The following is a 16003-nucleotide window of genomic DNA, read 5'->3' on the forward strand; positions in this document are numbered from 1 at the left end:
CAATGACTGCAACTTTAGCCCTACGTATCGTAACCATCCTAACCAAGACAAAGGAGCCGCCATGGCGAGCGAACTGATCAAACATACCACCGATGCCACCTTCGAAGCCGATGTGCTGCAATCCACCAAACCCGTGCTGGTGGATTACTGGGCCGAATGGTGCGGTCCGTGCAAGATGATCGCTCCCATCCTGGATGAAGTGGCGACCGGCTACGACGGCAAGCTGCAGATCGCCAAGATGAACGTGGACGAAAACCGCGACATCCCCGCCAAGTTCGGCATACGCGGCATCCCCACGCTGATGCTGTTCAAGGACGGCCAGTTGGCCGCCACCAAGGTCGGCGCCATGAGCAAGGCCCAATTGACCGCCTTCATCGACCAGCAACTGGCCTGAAGCTTCGCGCCGGAAAAGGAAGCACGGCGCCCTGCCGCTTCCTGACCGGCGCCCCTCCCCCGGGGCGCTCGCCCCGCACGCATGAAATTAGCCCCCGTTTCCCGCCTGAATTTCCTGTCATAATGTGCCTTATTCACCGGTACGGCCCGCGCCGCCCGGTTCGAGTTGCCGGTTTGTAAGCCACCTTCTGCGGCTTCTTTTCAAACCTCCCCCGTTTTCCATCAATGAACTCCGCAAGGAGTAATTCCATGCACTTAAACGAACTCAAGGCACTGCACGTGTCTGAAGTCCTCAAGCAGGCCGAAGCCCTTGAGATCGAAAACGTCGGCCGCATGCGCAAGCAGGAGCTGATGTTCGCCATCATCAAAAAACGTGCAAAAACCGGCGAGACCATCGTGGCCGACGGCGTGCTGGAAGTGCTGCCCGACGGTTTCGGCTTCCTGCGCGCCCCTGACTCTAGCTACACCGCGTCCACCGACGACATCTACATCAGCCCCAGCCAGATCCGCCGCTTCAACCTGCACACGGGCGACATGATCGAAGGCGAAGTGCGCACCCCCAAGGACGGCGAGCGCTACTTCGCGCTGAACAAGCTCGACAAGGTCAACGACGGCCTGCCCGAAGACAACAAACACAAGGTCATGTTCGAGAACTTGACCCCGCTGTTCCCGCGCGAGCAGTTCAAGCTCGAGCGCGACATCAAGGGCGAAGAGAACCTGACCAGCCGCATCATCGACATCGTCTCGCCCATCGGCAAAGGCCAGCGCGCCCTGCTGGTGGCGCCGCCCAAGTCCGGCAAGACCGTGATGATGCAGAACATCGCCCACGCCATCACCGCCAACTACCCCGAAGTGGTCATGATGGTGCTGCTGGTGGACGAACGCCCCGAGGAAGTGACCGAAATGCAGCGCAGCGTGCGCGGCGAGGTGATTTCTTCCACCTTCGACGAACCGGCCGCGCGCCACGTGCATGTGGCCGAAATGGTGATCGAACGCGCCAAGCGCCTGGTAGAGCTCGGCAAGGACGTGGTCATCCTGCTGGATTCCATCACCCGCCTGGCCCGCGCCTACAACAACGTGCTGCCCTCCTCCGGCAAGGTGCTGACCGGCGGCGTGGACGCCAATGCGCTGCAGCGCCCCAAGCGCTTTTTCGGCGCGGCCCGCAACATTGAAGAAGGCGGCAGCCTGACCATCATAGGCACGGCCCTGGTCGACACCGGCAGCCGCATGGACGAAGTGATCTTTGAGGAATTCAAGGGCACCGGCAACTGCGAAATCCACCTGGACCGCCGCCTCTACGAAAAACGCGTGTTCCCGGCCATCCACCTCAACCGCAGCGGCACCCGCAAGGAAGAACTGCTGCTTGCACCCGAAATCCTCCAAAAATCGCGGATTTTGCGTCAATTCATGTACAACATGGATGAAATCGAGTCCATGGAGCTCATGCTCAAGAACATGAAGGCCACCAAGAACAACCACGAATTCTTCGACATGATGAGAAGGGGTGGTTAGCCCCCACGCTTTTCACTTCGCCTTCGGCTCCGTGTAATGCGCTGCCCCCCGAGGGGGCGCTGCGCCTGCGGCCCGGCGAAGCCGGTTCCGCGGCCCCGGCTGGGTTAAAACCCGGTTCTTGACCCCTCACAGCGCTGTTTTAGGCACAAAGTCGCCTCTCATAAGGCCGAAATTGCGCTAAGTGCTTGATTTCATGCCATAATCTACGGCTTAGCGGAAAGTGCCCAGGACTGGCTTGTGTGGCTCCCGCATCGAACAAGGAAAGATCATGAAAGAAGGCATTCACCCCAACTACCGCGAAGTTTGTTTCCTGGACCTGTCCAACAACTTCAAGTTCGTCACCCGCTCCTGCGTCAACACCAAAGAAATGGTGACCATGGAAGACGGCCGCGAACTGCCCCTGTACAAGCTCGATACGTCCAGCGAATCGCACCCCTTCTACACCGGCACGCAAAAATCCGTGGACAACATGGGCGGCCGCGTCGAGAAATTCCGCAACCGTTTCGGCAAGACCACCGCCGCCGCCAAAGAGGCCGCGCCCGAAGCTGCGAAGTAAGCTGCGAATCCTTTCGCCAGCCTGCAAAAAGCAGCCTGAATTTCAGGCTGCTTTTTTTTCGGCAAAATTTGCCGGCAGCCGCAAAACCTCGCGGCCCGGTTTGACGCAAAATCACCGATGGCCCGGGATGGCGGCCCGGCAGTCTTGCCGGCCCTTCCCCGCACTTTCCCGACTCCAACCGTTTTGAACAAACCTTCACCCGCCATCATTGCCCAGTCCGCCGTGCGCCGCCTGCCCCGGCTTGCGCTGCTGCTGTTCTGCGCGGCCTATGTATTGCCGGGTTTCCTGGGGCGCGGGCCCTGGAAAAACGAGGATATCGCGGCCTTTGGCGTGATGCGCGAACTGGCCTCCACGGTGGCCAACTGGCTGCAGCCGCAGCTGCTGGGCCGGGCCACCGAATTTGACGCACTGGCACCCTACTGGCTGGGCGCGGTCGCGATCAAATGGCTGCCTTTCCTGGACCCGGCCCTGGCGGTGCGGGTGCCGTTTGTGGGGCTGCTGGTGCTGACCCTGCTGGCCACCTGGTATGCCGTCTATTACCTGGCGCGCAGCCCGCTGGCCCAGCCAGTCGCCTTCGCCTTTGGCGGCGAGGCCAGCCCGGTGGACTACGCCCGGGCCATCGCCGACGCCGGCCTGCTGGCGCTGATCGCCAGCCTGGGCCTGGCGCAGCTCTCCCACGAAACCACGCCGGCGCTGGCGCAGCTGGGCTTTACGGCGCTGGCTTTTTACGCCATGGCGGCCAGCCCTTACCGCCGCGCCACCAAAATCCTGGGGCCGGCCTTCGGCCTGCTGATCGGCCTGGCCGGGCTCACCCTGAGCGGCGCGCCCACGCTGGCCCTGCTGCTGGGCGCGGGCGGCGCGCTGGTGGAATGGACCCATATGCACTGGGGTGCGGACCGGACCGACCCCGCTGCCAGGCAGCAGTCCTGGCACTGGGTGCTGCTGATCACCGGCATCACGCTGGGGGTCGCGCTGCTGGCCTACAGCCTGGACCTCTGGCGCTGGCGCATCCACCTGCCCGGCAGCGACGACACTTCCGCCTGGAAGGACTGGCGCAGCCTGGGGCGTTTGCTGCTGTGGTTCACCTGGCCGGCCTGGCCGCTGGCAATGTGGACGCTTTACCGCTGGCGCCGCCAGCTGGCCAGCCGCCACGTCGCCCTGCCGCTGTGGTTTGCCGCCATGGCCGTGGCCGCCACGCTGACCACCACGGCCTCGGACCGCAGCCTGCTGCTGAGCCTGCCGCCGCTGGCCGCGCTGGCCGCCTTCGCGCTGCCCACGCTCAAGCGCAGCGTGGCTTCGCTGATCGACTGGTTCACGCTGCTGTTTTTCACCGGCTGCGGCATCATCATCTGGGTGGTCTGGATCGCCATGCAGACCGGCGTGCCGCGCCAGCCCGCCGCCAACGTGGCCAAGCTCGCGCCCGGCTTCGAGCCCAGCTTTTCCTGGCTGGCCTTTGTGTTTGCGCTGGCCGCCACCCTGGCCTGGACCTGGCTCGTCAAATGGCGGGCCGGCGCGCAGCGCGCGGCCGTCTGGAAATCGCTGGTGCTGCCGGCCGGCGGCGCCACCTTGTGCTGGCTGCTGCTGATGACACTCTGGCTGCCGCTGCTCGACTATGCGCGCAGCTTCGCGCCCATGTCGCGGCAGATCGCCAGCCTGGTGGACAAAACCGCTTGCGTCGAAATCTACGGCATAGGCAGCGCCCAGGCCGCCGCCCTGCAGTACCACGGCCGGCTTGAGCTGCGCCAGGCCGGCGCGCAGGCCAGCTGCCCCTACCTGATCGTCGACGTCGAAGCCCAGCCCACGCTCAGCAGCAGGGTTAACCTGCCCGACTGGGCCTTCCAGGCCACGGTGCGCCGCCCCACGGACAAGACCGAGAACGTGCTGCTCTACAAGCGGGTCAGCCAGGACGGCCCGGCCAAACCACCCACCCCGTCCCGCCGCGCCAACGGCAAAGCCAAGCCTTGAGCGAGCTCAAGGTCATCAGCCGGCACGCGGGCACGGTGCTGGTCGGGCAACTGGCCGTCATGGCCTTCGGCGTGGCCGACACCGTGATCGCGGGCCGCTACAGTGACGAGGCGCTGGCCGCGCTGTCGGTCGGCTCGGCCCTTTATGTCAGCGTGTATGTGGGGCTGATCGGCATCGTGCAGGCGCTGCTGCCGATCTGGTCAGAGATGCTGGGCGCGCGGCGCCATGAGGCGGTGGGCGCCTCGCTGAGGCAAAGCATGTACCTGTGCGGCTTCATCGTGGCGGCGGGCATGGCCGCCATGCTGTTTCCCGGCCCGCTGCTGCGCTGGGCCCAGGTACCCGAGCTGATGCGGGACGAGGTCCAGCATTACCTCGCGGTGCTGGCTTTTGCCTTCGCGCCCTCGCTGCTGTTTCGCATCTACAGCACCTTCAACCAGTCGCTGGGCAAACCGCTGCTGGTCACCTGGCTGCAGGTCGGCGCCCTGCTGGTCAAGATTCCGCTGTCCATCTGGCTGGTGGCCGGCGGTGCCGGCGTGGAGCCCATGGGCGCCGTGGGCTGCGCCTGGGCCACGCTGGTCGTGAACTACCTGCTGCTGGCGCTGGCCCTGCTGATGCTGCGCACCCGGCCCATGTACCTCCCTTACCGCATCTGGGAGCGCATGGAGCGGCCCGACTGGTCGCAGATCGGCAACTTCGCGCGCCTGGGCATCCCGGGCGGCCTGGCCTACCTGGTGGAGGTGACCTCGTTCACGCTGATGGCCCTTTTTATCGCCCGCCTGGGCACGGTCGCCTCGGCCAGCCACCAGATCGCCTCCAGCGTGGCGGCGGTGCTCTACATGATGCCGCTGTCGATGGCAATTGCCTGCAGCGCGCGCGTGTCCTTCTGGATGGGCGCCGGCCGGCCGGACTATGCCAGGCGCGTGGTGCTGCTGGGGCTCAAGCTGACCGGGTTGGCGGCGCTCACGCTAGGGGGTTTTGTGGCCATGGCCGGGCCCTTGCTGGCGCGCTGGTATTCGGGCAGCCCGGAAATCATCGCGCTGGCTTCCTCGCTGCTGGTGTGGGTGGCCTTCTACCATGTGGCCGACGCGACCCAGGCCCTGACCGCGTTTTTGCTGCGCTGCTACCGCATCACCATCATGCCGCTGGCGCTGTACGGCGTGCTGCTGTGGGGGCTGGGTTTGCTGGGCGGCTACCGCCTGGCCTACGGGGGCATCGCCGGCCATGCGGCCACCCAGTCGGCCGCCAGCTTCTGGGCCGCCAGCACGGTGGCCATCGCGCTGGTGGCGGCCTGCTTCCTGGGCCTGCTGTGGCACGCCGTGAGGCGCAGCCTGCGGGCACCGGCGGCTCAGGCAGTCTAGGCCGCCTGGGCCAGTTGCACCCGGCGCACACGCGCGGCCGGAAACACAATGGAAAAGCAGGAGCCCTGCCCCGGTTCGCTCTCGATGTGCAGTTCGGCGCCGTGGCGCTGCGCCACATGCTTGACGATGGCCAGGCCCAGGCCGGTGCCGCCGGTCTCGCGTGAGCGGCTGCGGTCTATGCGGTAAAAGCGCTCGGTCAGCCGCGGCAGGTGTTCGGGCGCGATACCGGGGCCAGTGTCCCTGACCTTGAACTCGCCGCGGCCGTCTTCCAGCAGCGTCCAGCTCACGCGCACCAGGCCGCCTTCGGGCGTGTAGCGCACCGCGTTGGTCACGAGGTTGGACATGGCGCTGTACAGCTCGGTCTGCACGCCGGCGATTTCCGACACCGGGCCGGACTCGAACTCCAGGCGGTGCCCCTGCGGCCCGATCACCGCCGACAGGGCCCTGGCCTCCTGCTCGCACTGGGCCAGCAGCGCGCCCAGCGTCATCCAGTCATTGGCGCCCGGGAAGGGGCTGCCTTCCAGGCGCGACAGGGTCAGCAAATCGCTGACCAGGGTCTGCATGCGCTGCGACTGCTGCGACATCAAGGCCAGGTAACGGGCACGCTCGGGCTCCTTGAGAGGCAAGGTCTGCAAGGTCTCGATAAAGCCGGACAGCACCGTCAGCGGCGTGCGGATCTCATGCGACACATTGGCCACGAAATCGCGGCGCATGGCTTCGGCCAGTTCCACGGCCGTGATGTCGCGCGACAGCAGCAGCTTGCGGTCCTTGCCGTAGGAGTGCACATGGACCGACAGCTTCACGGGCCGCGCCGGCGTGCTGGCGCTGCCCGGGATGACCACGTCGTGCGTGAAGTTGCCGGTCGCCATATAGGCTTTGAAGGCCGGGTCGCGCACCAGGTTGGCGATGTGCTGCATCACGTCGCGCTGGGCGTCGAAGCCGAAATGCTGGCTGGCCATCTGGTTGCACCATTCGATGCGGCCCTGCGCGTCCAGCAGCACCACGCCGCTGGGCGAGGCCTGCATGGCCGCCAGGAACTCGTCGAGGCGGGCCTGGCTTTCCTGGTACTGCTGGTCGCGGTTCTTGAGCAGCCGGCGGGTCCGGTCGGCGACCTCGCCCCAGACGCCGGGCAGGCTGGGCGCGCTGCCGGCCATCACGGCGGGCGTGTCGTTGTTTTGCTCGGCACGCAGCCAGCGCAGCAGCCGGTTGATGAAGAAGCTGTCGATCACCAGCCAGACCATGGCCGCCACCGCCAGCCCTATGCCCAGGCCGAAGCTCAGGCCGTTGACGGTGCGCGCCCAAAAGCCCAAACCGCCGCCCACAAGCATGCAGGCGGCGAAAACAATCCACCGGTTGATCATGCGCTGGATTGTGCAGCAGCCACCGGGCTGTTGGCGGCTACCGCGGCCATCGCGGTCAGCCGGTAACCGGCGCCGCGCACGGTTTCCACCATGGTGCCCGCCGAGCCCAGGGCCTCGCGCAGGCGTTTGACGTGGACGTCGACGGTGCGCTCTTCAATGAAGACGTGGTCGCCCCAGACCTTGTCGAGCAGGGAGCTGCGGCTGTGCACGCGCTCGGCATGCTTCATCAGGTAATGCAGCAGCTTGAACTCGGTCGGGCCCAGCTTGAGCTCCTGGCCCAGGTAGGCAATGCGGTGCGTCGCGGCGTCCAGCACCAGCCCGCCCACGGTCACGCTGTCGTTCACCGACTCAGGCGCGCGGCGGCGCAGCACGGCGCGTATGCGCGCCAGCAGCTCCTGGGTGGAAAAAGGCTTGGTGATGTAGTCGTCAGCGCCGGCGTCCAGGCCGGCGACCTTGTCGGGTTCGTCGCCGCGCGCCGTCAGCATCAGGATGGGAATGCTTTTGGTGCGCGCCTGCTTGCGCCAGTGGCGCGCCAGCGCCAGGCCGCTTTGCCCCGGCAGCATCCAGTCCAGCAGGATGGCGTCGGGCAGCACGGCGTCGAGTTCGCGCTGGGCCGACACACTGTCTTCCGCCACCACGGGGTCAAAGCCGCCATGCCGCAGGTTGACGGCAATCAACTCGGCGATGGCTGGCTCGTCTTCAACAATCAGTATGCGTGGCAGGTGTTTCATTCCGTCTTTACTTTACTGCAGACTCGATCTGTTCCATCGGGGTGTGCCGCACGTCGGCGCCCTTGACGATGTAAATGATGAATTCCGCGATGTTCTTGGCGTGGTCGCCCACGCGCTCTATGGCCTTGGCCACGAACAGCAGGTCCAGGCTGGGCGAAATCGTGCGCGGGTCTTCCATCATGTAAGTGATGAGCTTGCGCACAAAACCGTCGAATTCCTGGTCGATCTGGTCGTCTTCCTTGAGGATGGAAACTGCCACCGCGGTGTCCAGCCGGGCAAAAGCGTCCAGCGCCTTGCGCAGCAGGCCGGAGGCCAGCTCCGCGGCGATGCGCAGGTCGGAAGAAGGCAGGGCCCGGGCCGATCCGCTCTCGATAATGGACTTGACCATGCGCGCGATCTTCTCGGCTTCGTCACCGGCGCGCTCCAGGTTGGCCGTGGTCTTGGAAATGGCGATCAGCAGGCGCAGGTCGCGGGCCGTGGGCTGGCGCCGCGCGATGATGGACGACAGTTCGCGGTCGATGTCGATTTCCATCGCGTTGACGCGCGCTTCGGTTTCGATGACCTGGTTGGCGCTTTCGGCACTGAACTGGGACAAGGCGTAAATGGCCAGGCGGATCTGTGACTCAACGAGGCCGCCGAGTTCCATGACGCGCGAGGAGACGCCGTTGAGTTCGCTGTCAAACTGGGTTGAGAGGTGTTTATCAGGCATGTGTGCTCCCTAGTCCGTATCAGCCGAAACGGCCGGTGATGTAGTCTTCGGTTTCTTTACGTTTCGGCTTGAAGAACAGGTCTTCCGTCGCGCCGAATTCAACGAGGTCGCCCAGGTACATATAGGCCGTGTAATCGCTGCAGCGGGCGGCCTGCTGCATGTTGTGCGTCACGATGACCACCGTGTATTCGTTCTTCAGCTCGGCGATCAGCTCTTCCACCTTGGCGGTGGAGATCGGGTCCAGTGCCGAGCAGGGTTCGTCCAGCAGCAGCACCTCGGGCTTGATGGCGATACCGCGGGCGATGCACAGGCGCTGCTGCTGGCCGCCCGAGAGGCTGGAGCCGCTCTGGTTGAGCTTGTCCTTGACTTCGGTCCAGAGCGCTGCCTTGCGCAGCGCCCATTCCACGCGCTCGTCCATGTCGGAGGCGTTCAGGCTCTCGAACAACTTCACGCCGAAGGCGATGTTGTCGTAGATCGACATCGGAAACGGCGTCGGCTTCTGGAACACCATGCCGACCTTGGAGCGGATCAGCGCCACGTCTTTTTTGGACGTCAGCAGGTTCTCGCCGTCGAACATGATTTCGCCTTCGGCGCGCTGCTCGGGGTAGAGCTCATACATGCGGTTGAAAATGCGCAGCAGCGTGGACTTGCCGCAGCCCGAGGGGCCGATGAAAGCCGTGACCTTCTTTTCCGGAATTTCCAGGTTGATGCCCTTGAGGGCGTGGAACTTGCCGTAGTAGAAGTCGAGGTTCTTGACCGATATTTTCGATTGCTCGCGTTGTGCGGTGATGGTGTCCATCTTTGACCTTGTTGTGTTGTGTGGCTGTCAGTTTTTGGCGCGTGTCAGCACGCGCGCCAGGATGTTCAGGCCAAGCACGGCCATGGTGATCAGGAACACGCCCGCCCACGCCAGTTGCTGCCAGTTCTCGTAAGGGCTCAGCGCGAACTTGAAGATCGTCACCGGCAGGCTGGCCATGGGCTGGTTCAGGTCCGAGGTCCAGAACTGGTTGTTCAGCGCGGTGAACAGCAGCGGCGCCGTTTCGCCGGCAATCCGCGCCACGGCCAGCAGCACACCCGTCGTCACACCGGCGCGCGCGGCGCGCAGCGTGATGCTGGTGATGACCTTCCACTTGGGCGCGCCCAGGGCGTAGGCGGCTTCGCGCAGGCCGGGCGGCACCAGCTGCAGCATGTTTTCCGTGGTGCGTATGACCACCGGAATCACGATCAGCGCCAGCGCCAGGACACCGGCCCAGCCCGAGTAGGACTTGAACTGCGACACGACGACGGTGTAGACGAACAGGCCGATCACGATGGACGGCGCGGACAGCAGGATGTCGTTGACGAAGCGCGTCACCGAGGCCAGCATGCCCTTGGTGTTGTATTCGGCCAGGTAGATGCCCGCCATGATGCCGATAGGCGTGCCCACAAAGGTAGCCAGCAGCACCATCAGGAAGGACCCGTAGATCGCGTTGGCGATGCCGCCCGCTTCATTGGGCGCCGGCGTCATCTGGGTCAGGGTGGCCAGCGAAAGGCCGCCCACGCCCAGGCGTATGGTTTCCCACAGAATCCAGGCCAGCCAGAACAGGCCGAAGGACATGGCCGCCAGCGAGAGCACCAGCGCGATGGTGTTGATCCGCTTGCGGCGCGCGAACTTGGCCAGGCGTGCGTCTTGCATCATGGCGCTCATGTTTTCACCCCTTCACTCTTTCTCAATTGGGCCAGCAGCAGCTTGGACAGCGACAGCACGACAAAGGTGATGAAGAACAGCACCAGGCCCAGGTAGATCAGCGCCGCCTGGTGCAGGCCCTCGCCCGCCTCGGCGAACTCGTTGGCCAGCGCCGAGGTGATGCTGTTGGCCGCCTGGAACAGGCTCAGCGAGTCGAGCTGGTTGAAGTTGCCGATGACGAAGGTGACCGCCATGGTTTCGCCCAGCGCCCGCCCCAGTCCCAGCATGATGCCGCCGACCACACCGGCCTTGGTGTACGGCAGCACCACCTTGGAGACGACCTCCCAGGTGGTGGAGCCCAGGCCGTAGGCCGACTCTTTGAGCAGCACCGGCGTGACCTCGAATACGTCCCGCATCACCGAGGCGATAAAGGGAATGATCATGATGGCCAGGATGATGCCGGCCGACAAAATGCCTATGCCCACGGGCGGGCCGGACACCAGCGCGCCCAGGTAGGGCACGCCGGTCAAAAGGCTTTGCAGCGGCTGCTGCACATAGGTGGCCAGGATGGGACCGAACACCAGCAGGCCCCACATGCCGTAAACAATGGACGGCACGGCGGCGAGCAGCTCGATGGCCGTGCCCAGCGGCCTTTTGAGCCATGCGGGCGACAGCTCGGTCAGGAACAGCGCTATGCCGAAGCTCACCGGCACCGCGATGACCAGGGCGATCAGCGAGGTGGCGATGGTGCCGTAAATCATGACCAGGCCGCCGTACTCGTTCTTGACGGGGTCCCAGACGCTGCTGGCCAGGAAGCCGAGGCCGTATTTGCTGATGGCGGGCCAGGCCCCTATCACCAGGGATACCAGGATGCCGGCCAGCAGGGCCAGCGTCAGCCAGGCCGCGCCCTGCGCAGCCCAGCCGAAAAGCCGGTCTGCCACGGGGCTTCTGCGCACGGCATTGCCGGGAGGAGGATTGGTCATGTCGCGTCCGGTCGCTTTGGCCGGGAGGTCAAAAGCGGCCCGGCTAGCCGGAAGTGTAGAGGACACGTGAGAAACCCCTATGGTTTGTAAAGACTGCGGAAAACAGCAGGATGCGGTTCAGGCTGTGCTTACTTGTAGGCAACCGTCTTGCCGGACGCGTCCTTGATGTCGCCCCAGGCTTTTTCGATGATGGTCTTCACCGCGGCAGGCATGGGCACGTAGTCCAGGTCGTCGGCGGTCTTGTCGCCGTTTTTGTAAGCCCACTCAAAGAACTTGAGCGAAGCGGCGGCCTGGGCGGGCTTGTCCTGGACTTTTTGCATCAGGATGAAGGTCGCGCCGGTGATGGGCCAGGAATCCTTGCCGGGCTGCTCAGTCAGGATCTGGTAGAAGCTCTTGGACCATTCGGCACCCGCTGCGGCGGCCTTGAAAGCGCCGTCTTCAGGCGACACGAAGTTGCCGGCCGCGTTTTTCAGTTGGGCATAGGTCATCTTGTTCTGCTTGACGTAGGCGTATTCCACGTAGCCGATCGAGTTGGGCAAGCGGCCGACGAATGCCGCCACGCCTTCATTGCCCTTGCCGCCCGCGCCCACGGGCCAGTTGACGGCCGTGCCCTCGCCCACTTTGGACTTCCACTCGGCGTTGACCTTGCTCAGGTAGTTGGTGAAGATGAAGCTGGTGCCGGAGCCGTCGGCGCGGCGCACCGGTGCGATGGCCGCATCAGGCAGGGCCAGCGTGGGGTTCAGCGCCTTGATGGCGGGGTCGGTCCACTTGGTGATCTTGCCCAGGTAGATATCGCCCAGAACCTGGCCGCTCAGCTTGAGCTGGCCGGGGGCGATGCCCTTGATGTTGACCACGGGAATCACGCCGCCGATCACGGTGGGGAATTGCATCAGGCCTTTTTTCGCCAGCTCGTCGTCCTTCAGGGGAGCGTCGGAGGCGCCGAAATCGACGGTCTTGGCTTCAATCTGGCGCAGGCCGGCGCCGGAGCCCACGGACTGGTAGTTGATCTTGACGCTGGTGGCCTTGTTGTAATCAGCAGCCCACTTGGAATACAGGGGAGCGGGGAAGCTGGCGCCGGCGCCGGTCACGTCCTGGGCGGTGGCCAGGGTGGCAAAAGAGGCGAAGGCAAGGCCCATCGCGGCTGTCAGGGAAGCTTTGAAAGTCAGATTCATCAGAACACCTCTGGGTTGGAAATAGTCGAAATTGGTTGGAGTCGGTTGGAATCAGCTGGGTTTGCCAGGGAAGATGCGTTGACTGTAGGAAGCTTGTGTGACAAGGCTGTGACAAATATGACAGCCTTCCGGGAGGCTTTCGCCCCTCTGGGCGTCACAAAAGCTTCAAATTTCCGTCACGAATCTGTCACCGGGCGCTCCTACGCTTGGCCCTGTCTTAATCAGGAGAAATTCCCATGCTGAACCGCCGTTTTCTGGTCTTTGCCGCCGCTGTCGCCGCCCTCGCCGGCTGCGCCACTTCCCCCACCCCGGTGTCCGTAGCCGACACCATTGCCGCCCAATCCCAGCTGAGCACGCTCAACGGGCTGGTGGCCAAGGCCGGACTGACCGACACGCTCAAGGGCACCGGCCCCTACACCGTGTTCGCCCCCACCAACGAAGCGTTCGCCAAAGTGCCCGCCAAGACCATGGACGAGCTGGCCAGGGACCCGGCCAAACTCAAGGCCGTGCTGAGCTACCACCTGATCCCCGGCAAGCTCATGGCCGCCGACGTGAAGAACGGCAACAGCAAAACCGTCAACGGCGCCAATGTGGCGCTCTCCAAGGCCGGCGAATTCGTCACCATTGAGGACGCCATGGTCCAGACCGCCGACATCTCCGCCACCAACGGCGTGGTGCATGTCGTGGACTCCGTCCTGATCCCACCAGCCCGCTGATCCCGCGCAAGGCCGCGCGCCTTGCTTTGCCACCCTTCAGGCCCCTGCCTTTCCCCGGAAAGCAGGGGCCTTCACAATTTCGCCGCATCTCATCTGACAACTGAGGACGGACACAGCGCCAGGAATCCCGCCATGCCTCTGCCCAAATCCCTCCCCCTCCTCCCTCGCCTGCCCCGCCGCCGCCTGTTGCAGCACGCCGGCCTGCTGGCGGCCGGCATTGCCGCGCCCGCATGGGCACAAAGCGGAAAATCCGCATCGCGCAGCCTTATCGTGGCGCAGGTGGTGGATTTTTCGCAGGCGCAGCAGGACGTCTCCAAAGATTTTCTGATTGGTTCGCGCGCCGCCTGGCAGGACATCAATGCCAAAGGCGGCATTCGCGGCCGCCGCATCGAGCACCAGACCCTGGAAACCGACGGCACGCCGGCCGGCCTCAAGACGGCCCTCGATTCGGTCAAGGACAACCCCGCCTGTGTGGCCCTTTCCGGCAGCGTCGGCGACATCCTGGCCAGCCAGGTGGTGGAAATGTCCCAAAAAGGCGGGCTGGCCATGGCGCATGTGGCGCCCTGGCTGCAGAACTCCAGCCTCGAGATCGACGACAAGACCTTCCCGATTTTTGCGGCGCGCCAGGAACAGATCGCCTACGCGCTCAAAACCCTTTCCACCATGGGCCTGAAGGAGCTGGGCGCGGTTTACGCCACGGCGCAGGACTACAGCGCTTACCGCGCCGACGTCGAACGCGTCACCGCGTCCCTGCAACTCAAGTTGCAGTCCTTCAAAGGCGCGGACGACCTGCGCGCGCTGGGCCAGAAGCTCACGCCGCGCACGCCCGCCGTGCTGCTGTTCGTGGGCGGAACGCCCGAACTGGCCGAATTCACCCAGGGCCTGGAAAAGCAGGCCCGCCAGCGCTACATCGTGGCCCTGGCGGACGTCAACCTGACGACCATGCTGCAGATGGGCGCGGCGCGCAACACCCCGGTGATCGCCACCCAGCCCGTACCCCTGGTCAACGCCAGCCTGCCGATCGTCAGGAGCTACCGTGAAACCCTGGCGCGCCTGTTTGACGAGCCGCCCGCGGCCCTGAGCCTGGCAGGGTTTATCGCCGCGCGCTACACCTATGAAGTGCTCAGCGAGGTCGACGGCCCGCTGAACCGCCAGAATGTGCTGGCCGCCTTCCAGCGCCGCGGCGCCATGAACATGGGCGGCTTCAGCGTGAGCTTCAACCCCCAGCGCCGCAGCAGCACCTATGTCACCCAGAGCATGATGACGGTCGACGGCCGGCTCATCGGTTAGGCCGAAATGCTCATGCGGATCCCACGCGATAGCTATGCAGAGCCCTTAAACTCAGGCATGCAAAATGGAACGCTGCTCGCGGCTGTGGATCTCGGGTCCAACAGCTTTCGCCTCGAAATCGGCCGCTTTGACCACGGCCGCATACACCGCACCGAATACCTCAAGGAAACCGTCCGCCAGGGCAACGGGCTGGACGCCGACCGCAACCTGACGCCGGAAGCCATGCAGCGCGGCTGGGACTGCCTGGCGCGTTTCGGCGAACGGCTGGCGGGCTTCAAGAAACACCAGGTCCGCGCGGTCGCCACCCAGACCCTGCGCGAGGCGCGCAACCGGGAGGAATTCCTGGCGCGCGCCCACAAGATCCTCGGCTTTCCCATCGACGTCATCCCCGGCCGCGAGGAGGCCCGTTTGATTTACCAGGGCGTGGCGCATTTGCTGCCGCAATCCAACGAGCGCCGGCTGGTGGTCGACATAGGCGGTCGCTCCACCGAGATGATCCTCGGCAGGGGCCTGGATGCGCGCACCATGGAGTCCTACCGCGTCGGCAGCGTGGCCTGGTCCATGAAGTATTTTCCCGAGGGGCAGTTCACCGCGCGCGCCTTCACGAGCGCCGAAGTGGCCGCCAAGGCGGTGCTCGATGAAGCCGTCAATGCCTACCGCGCCGACACCTGGGACACCGCCTACGGCTCCTCGGGCACCATAGGCGCCGTCAGCGACGTGCTTACCGCCGCGGGCTGGCCCGCGGGCCAGGTCACGCGCGAGGGCCTCGATTGGCTGCTGGACCGCCTGCTCAAAGCCCAAAGCGCCGAGCGCCTGAAACTGGACGGCATGAAGGACGACAGGCGCGCCGTCATAGGCGGCGGCGTCAGCGTGCTGCGCGCGGTGTTCGAGCTGCTGGGCATTTCGCACATGGAAGCCGCCCAGGGCGCCCTGCGCCACGGCGTGCTGTACGACCTGCTGGACCGCGAACACGACCTGACGGACCTGCGCTCCACCACCGTGCAGCGCCTGGCCAATAAATTCAGTGCCGACCCGGTGCAGGCCCAGCGCGTGAGCAAGGTGGCGCGCCACCTGTTCGCGATGGCCGGCGCCGGCATGCCCGCCGCCGATTCCGCGCGTTTTCAGCGCAAGCTCGAGTGGGCCGCGCAGTTGCATGAAATCGGCAGCCAGATCTCGCACAGCGACTACCACAAGCACGGCGCCTACATCCTGGACAACGCCGACGCGCCGGGTTTTGCCCTGCCCGAGCTGCACCGCATCAGCCTCTTGGTGCTGGGCCACCGCGGCAAGCTGCGCAAGCTCGAGGTCGACTTCGAGGACAGAGTGTTCATCCAGCAGCTGCTGTGCCTGCGCCTGGCGGTCATCCTGTGCCACGCGCGCCGCGACCCCGACCTCAAAGGCCTGCAGCTCGAGTGCGGCGACCAGCCCGGCCGGATTTTTGTGCTGAACTGCCGCGCCGGCTGGGCGCAGGCCTTTCCGCAGTCGGCCCACCTGCTGCAGGAAGAAGTGCTGGCCTGGCAGAAGACGCCGTGGACGCTGGTCGTCCCGAATCCCTGATCCATCCCCTGCCGCCCCACCCCACAGGCACATG

Annotated in this window: 15 protein-coding genes; 8 read left to right on the forward strand and 7 right to left on the reverse strand. The window is 64.9% G+C overall.

From position 1 onward, the window contains the following. Window positions 1-61: 61 nt before the first annotated feature. The 5 genes from trxA to AC1DUN_RS06500 all read left to right on the forward strand — a co-directional run bounded on the left by trxA (window position 62) and on the right by AC1DUN_RS06500 (window position 5784). Complete coding sequence (gene trxA, locus AC1DUN_RS06480) at window positions 62-394, forward strand: thioredoxin TrxA (protein WP_477664432.1); 333 nt, start codon at window positions 62-64, stop codon at window positions 392-394. A gap of 248 nt (window positions 395-642) precedes the next feature. Next, complete coding sequence (rho, locus tag AC1DUN_RS06485) at window positions 643-1905, forward strand: transcription termination factor Rho (RefSeq protein ID WP_007875125.1); 1263 nt, start codon at window positions 643-645, stop codon at window positions 1903-1905. Window positions 1906-2173: 268 nt separating this feature from the next. After that, a complete protein-coding gene (locus tag AC1DUN_RS06490; RefSeq protein WP_074574709.1) occupies window positions 2174-2461 on the forward strand; it encodes a type B 50S ribosomal protein L31 in 288 nt (95 codons plus the stop codon). 183 nt (window positions 2462-2644) lie between these two features. Continuing rightward, window positions 2645-4426, forward strand: coding sequence for a hypothetical protein (locus AC1DUN_RS06495; protein WP_477713249.1), 1782 nt, complete (start codon window positions 2645-2647; stop codon window positions 4424-4426). Continuing rightward, on the forward strand, window positions 4423-5784 hold the full coding sequence (locus AC1DUN_RS06500) for an MATE family efflux transporter (RefSeq protein WP_477713250.1): 1362 nt from the start codon (window positions 4423-4425) through the stop codon (window positions 5782-5784). The genes AC1DUN_RS06495 and AC1DUN_RS06500 overlap by 4 nt, the downstream gene beginning before the upstream one ends. Here the strand turns inward: AC1DUN_RS06500 and phoR are convergent. From phoR to pstS, 7 genes are all read right to left on the reverse strand, one after another. Beyond that, window positions 5781-7145 carry a phosphate regulon sensor histidine kinase PhoR gene (phoR, locus tag AC1DUN_RS06505; protein WP_477713251.1) on the reverse strand — a complete coding sequence of 455 codons (1365 nt, stop codon included), beginning with the start codon at window positions 7143-7145 and terminating at the stop codon, window positions 5781-5783. The genes AC1DUN_RS06500 and phoR overlap by 4 nt on opposite strands. Continuing rightward, the gene (gene phoB, locus AC1DUN_RS06510; RefSeq protein WP_477664436.1) at window positions 7142-7876 is read right to left on the reverse strand and encodes a phosphate regulon transcriptional regulator PhoB; all 735 of its coding nucleotides are present in this window, start codon (window positions 7874-7876) and stop codon (window positions 7142-7144) included. Before phoB ends, phoR begins: the two co-directional genes overlap by 4 nt. Before the next feature lie 7 nt (window positions 7877-7883). Next, a complete protein-coding gene (phoU, locus tag AC1DUN_RS06515; protein ID WP_413331142.1) occupies window positions 7884-8585 on the reverse strand; it encodes a phosphate signaling complex protein PhoU in 702 nt (233 codons plus the stop codon). Window positions 8586-8604: 19 nt separating this feature from the next. Further along, a complete protein-coding gene (pstB, locus tag AC1DUN_RS06520) occupies window positions 8605-9384 on the reverse strand; it encodes a phosphate ABC transporter ATP-binding protein PstB (RefSeq protein ID WP_007871927.1) in 780 nt (259 codons plus the stop codon). Window positions 9385-9411: 27 nt separating this feature from the next. Further along, window positions 9412-10272 (reverse strand): phosphate ABC transporter permease PstA, encoded by an 861-nt coding sequence (pstA, locus tag AC1DUN_RS06525; protein WP_477713252.1) that lies wholly within the window; start codon window positions 10270-10272, stop codon window positions 9412-9414. Then, a complete protein-coding gene (gene pstC, locus AC1DUN_RS06530) occupies window positions 10269-11234 on the reverse strand; it encodes a phosphate ABC transporter permease subunit PstC (protein WP_413331144.1) in 966 nt (321 codons plus the stop codon). The genes pstA and pstC overlap by 4 nt, the downstream gene beginning before the upstream one ends. A 128-nt stretch (window positions 11235-11362) precedes the next feature. After that, window positions 11363-12406: a phosphate ABC transporter substrate-binding protein PstS gene (gene pstS / locus AC1DUN_RS06535; protein ID WP_477713253.1), complete on the reverse strand. Its 1044-nt coding sequence runs from the start codon at window positions 12404-12406 to the stop codon at window positions 11363-11365. Between the two features lie 236 nt (window positions 12407-12642). On the opposite strand from pstS, the gene AC1DUN_RS06540 reads away from it, so the two are divergent. The 3 genes from AC1DUN_RS06540 (at window position 12643) to ppx (ending at window position 15969) form a co-directional block, all read left to right on the forward strand. Then, the gene (locus AC1DUN_RS06540; RefSeq protein ID WP_477713254.1) at window positions 12643-13122 is read left to right on the forward strand and encodes a fasciclin domain-containing protein; all 480 of its coding nucleotides are present in this window, start codon (window positions 12643-12645) and stop codon (window positions 13120-13122) included. Window positions 13123-13254: 132 nt separating this feature from the next. Continuing rightward, window positions 13255-14412: an ABC transporter substrate-binding protein gene (locus tag AC1DUN_RS06545; protein WP_477713255.1), complete on the forward strand. Its 1158-nt coding sequence runs from the start codon at window positions 13255-13257 to the stop codon at window positions 14410-14412. Window positions 14413-14469: 57 nt separating this feature from the next. Next, window positions 14470-15969 (forward strand): exopolyphosphatase, encoded by a 1500-nt coding sequence (gene ppx, locus AC1DUN_RS06550; protein ID WP_477713256.1) that lies wholly within the window; start codon window positions 14470-14472, stop codon window positions 15967-15969. Window positions 15970-16003 lie beyond the last annotated feature (34 nt).

This window comes from Polaromonas sp. P4_F6, assembly GCF_056401275.1.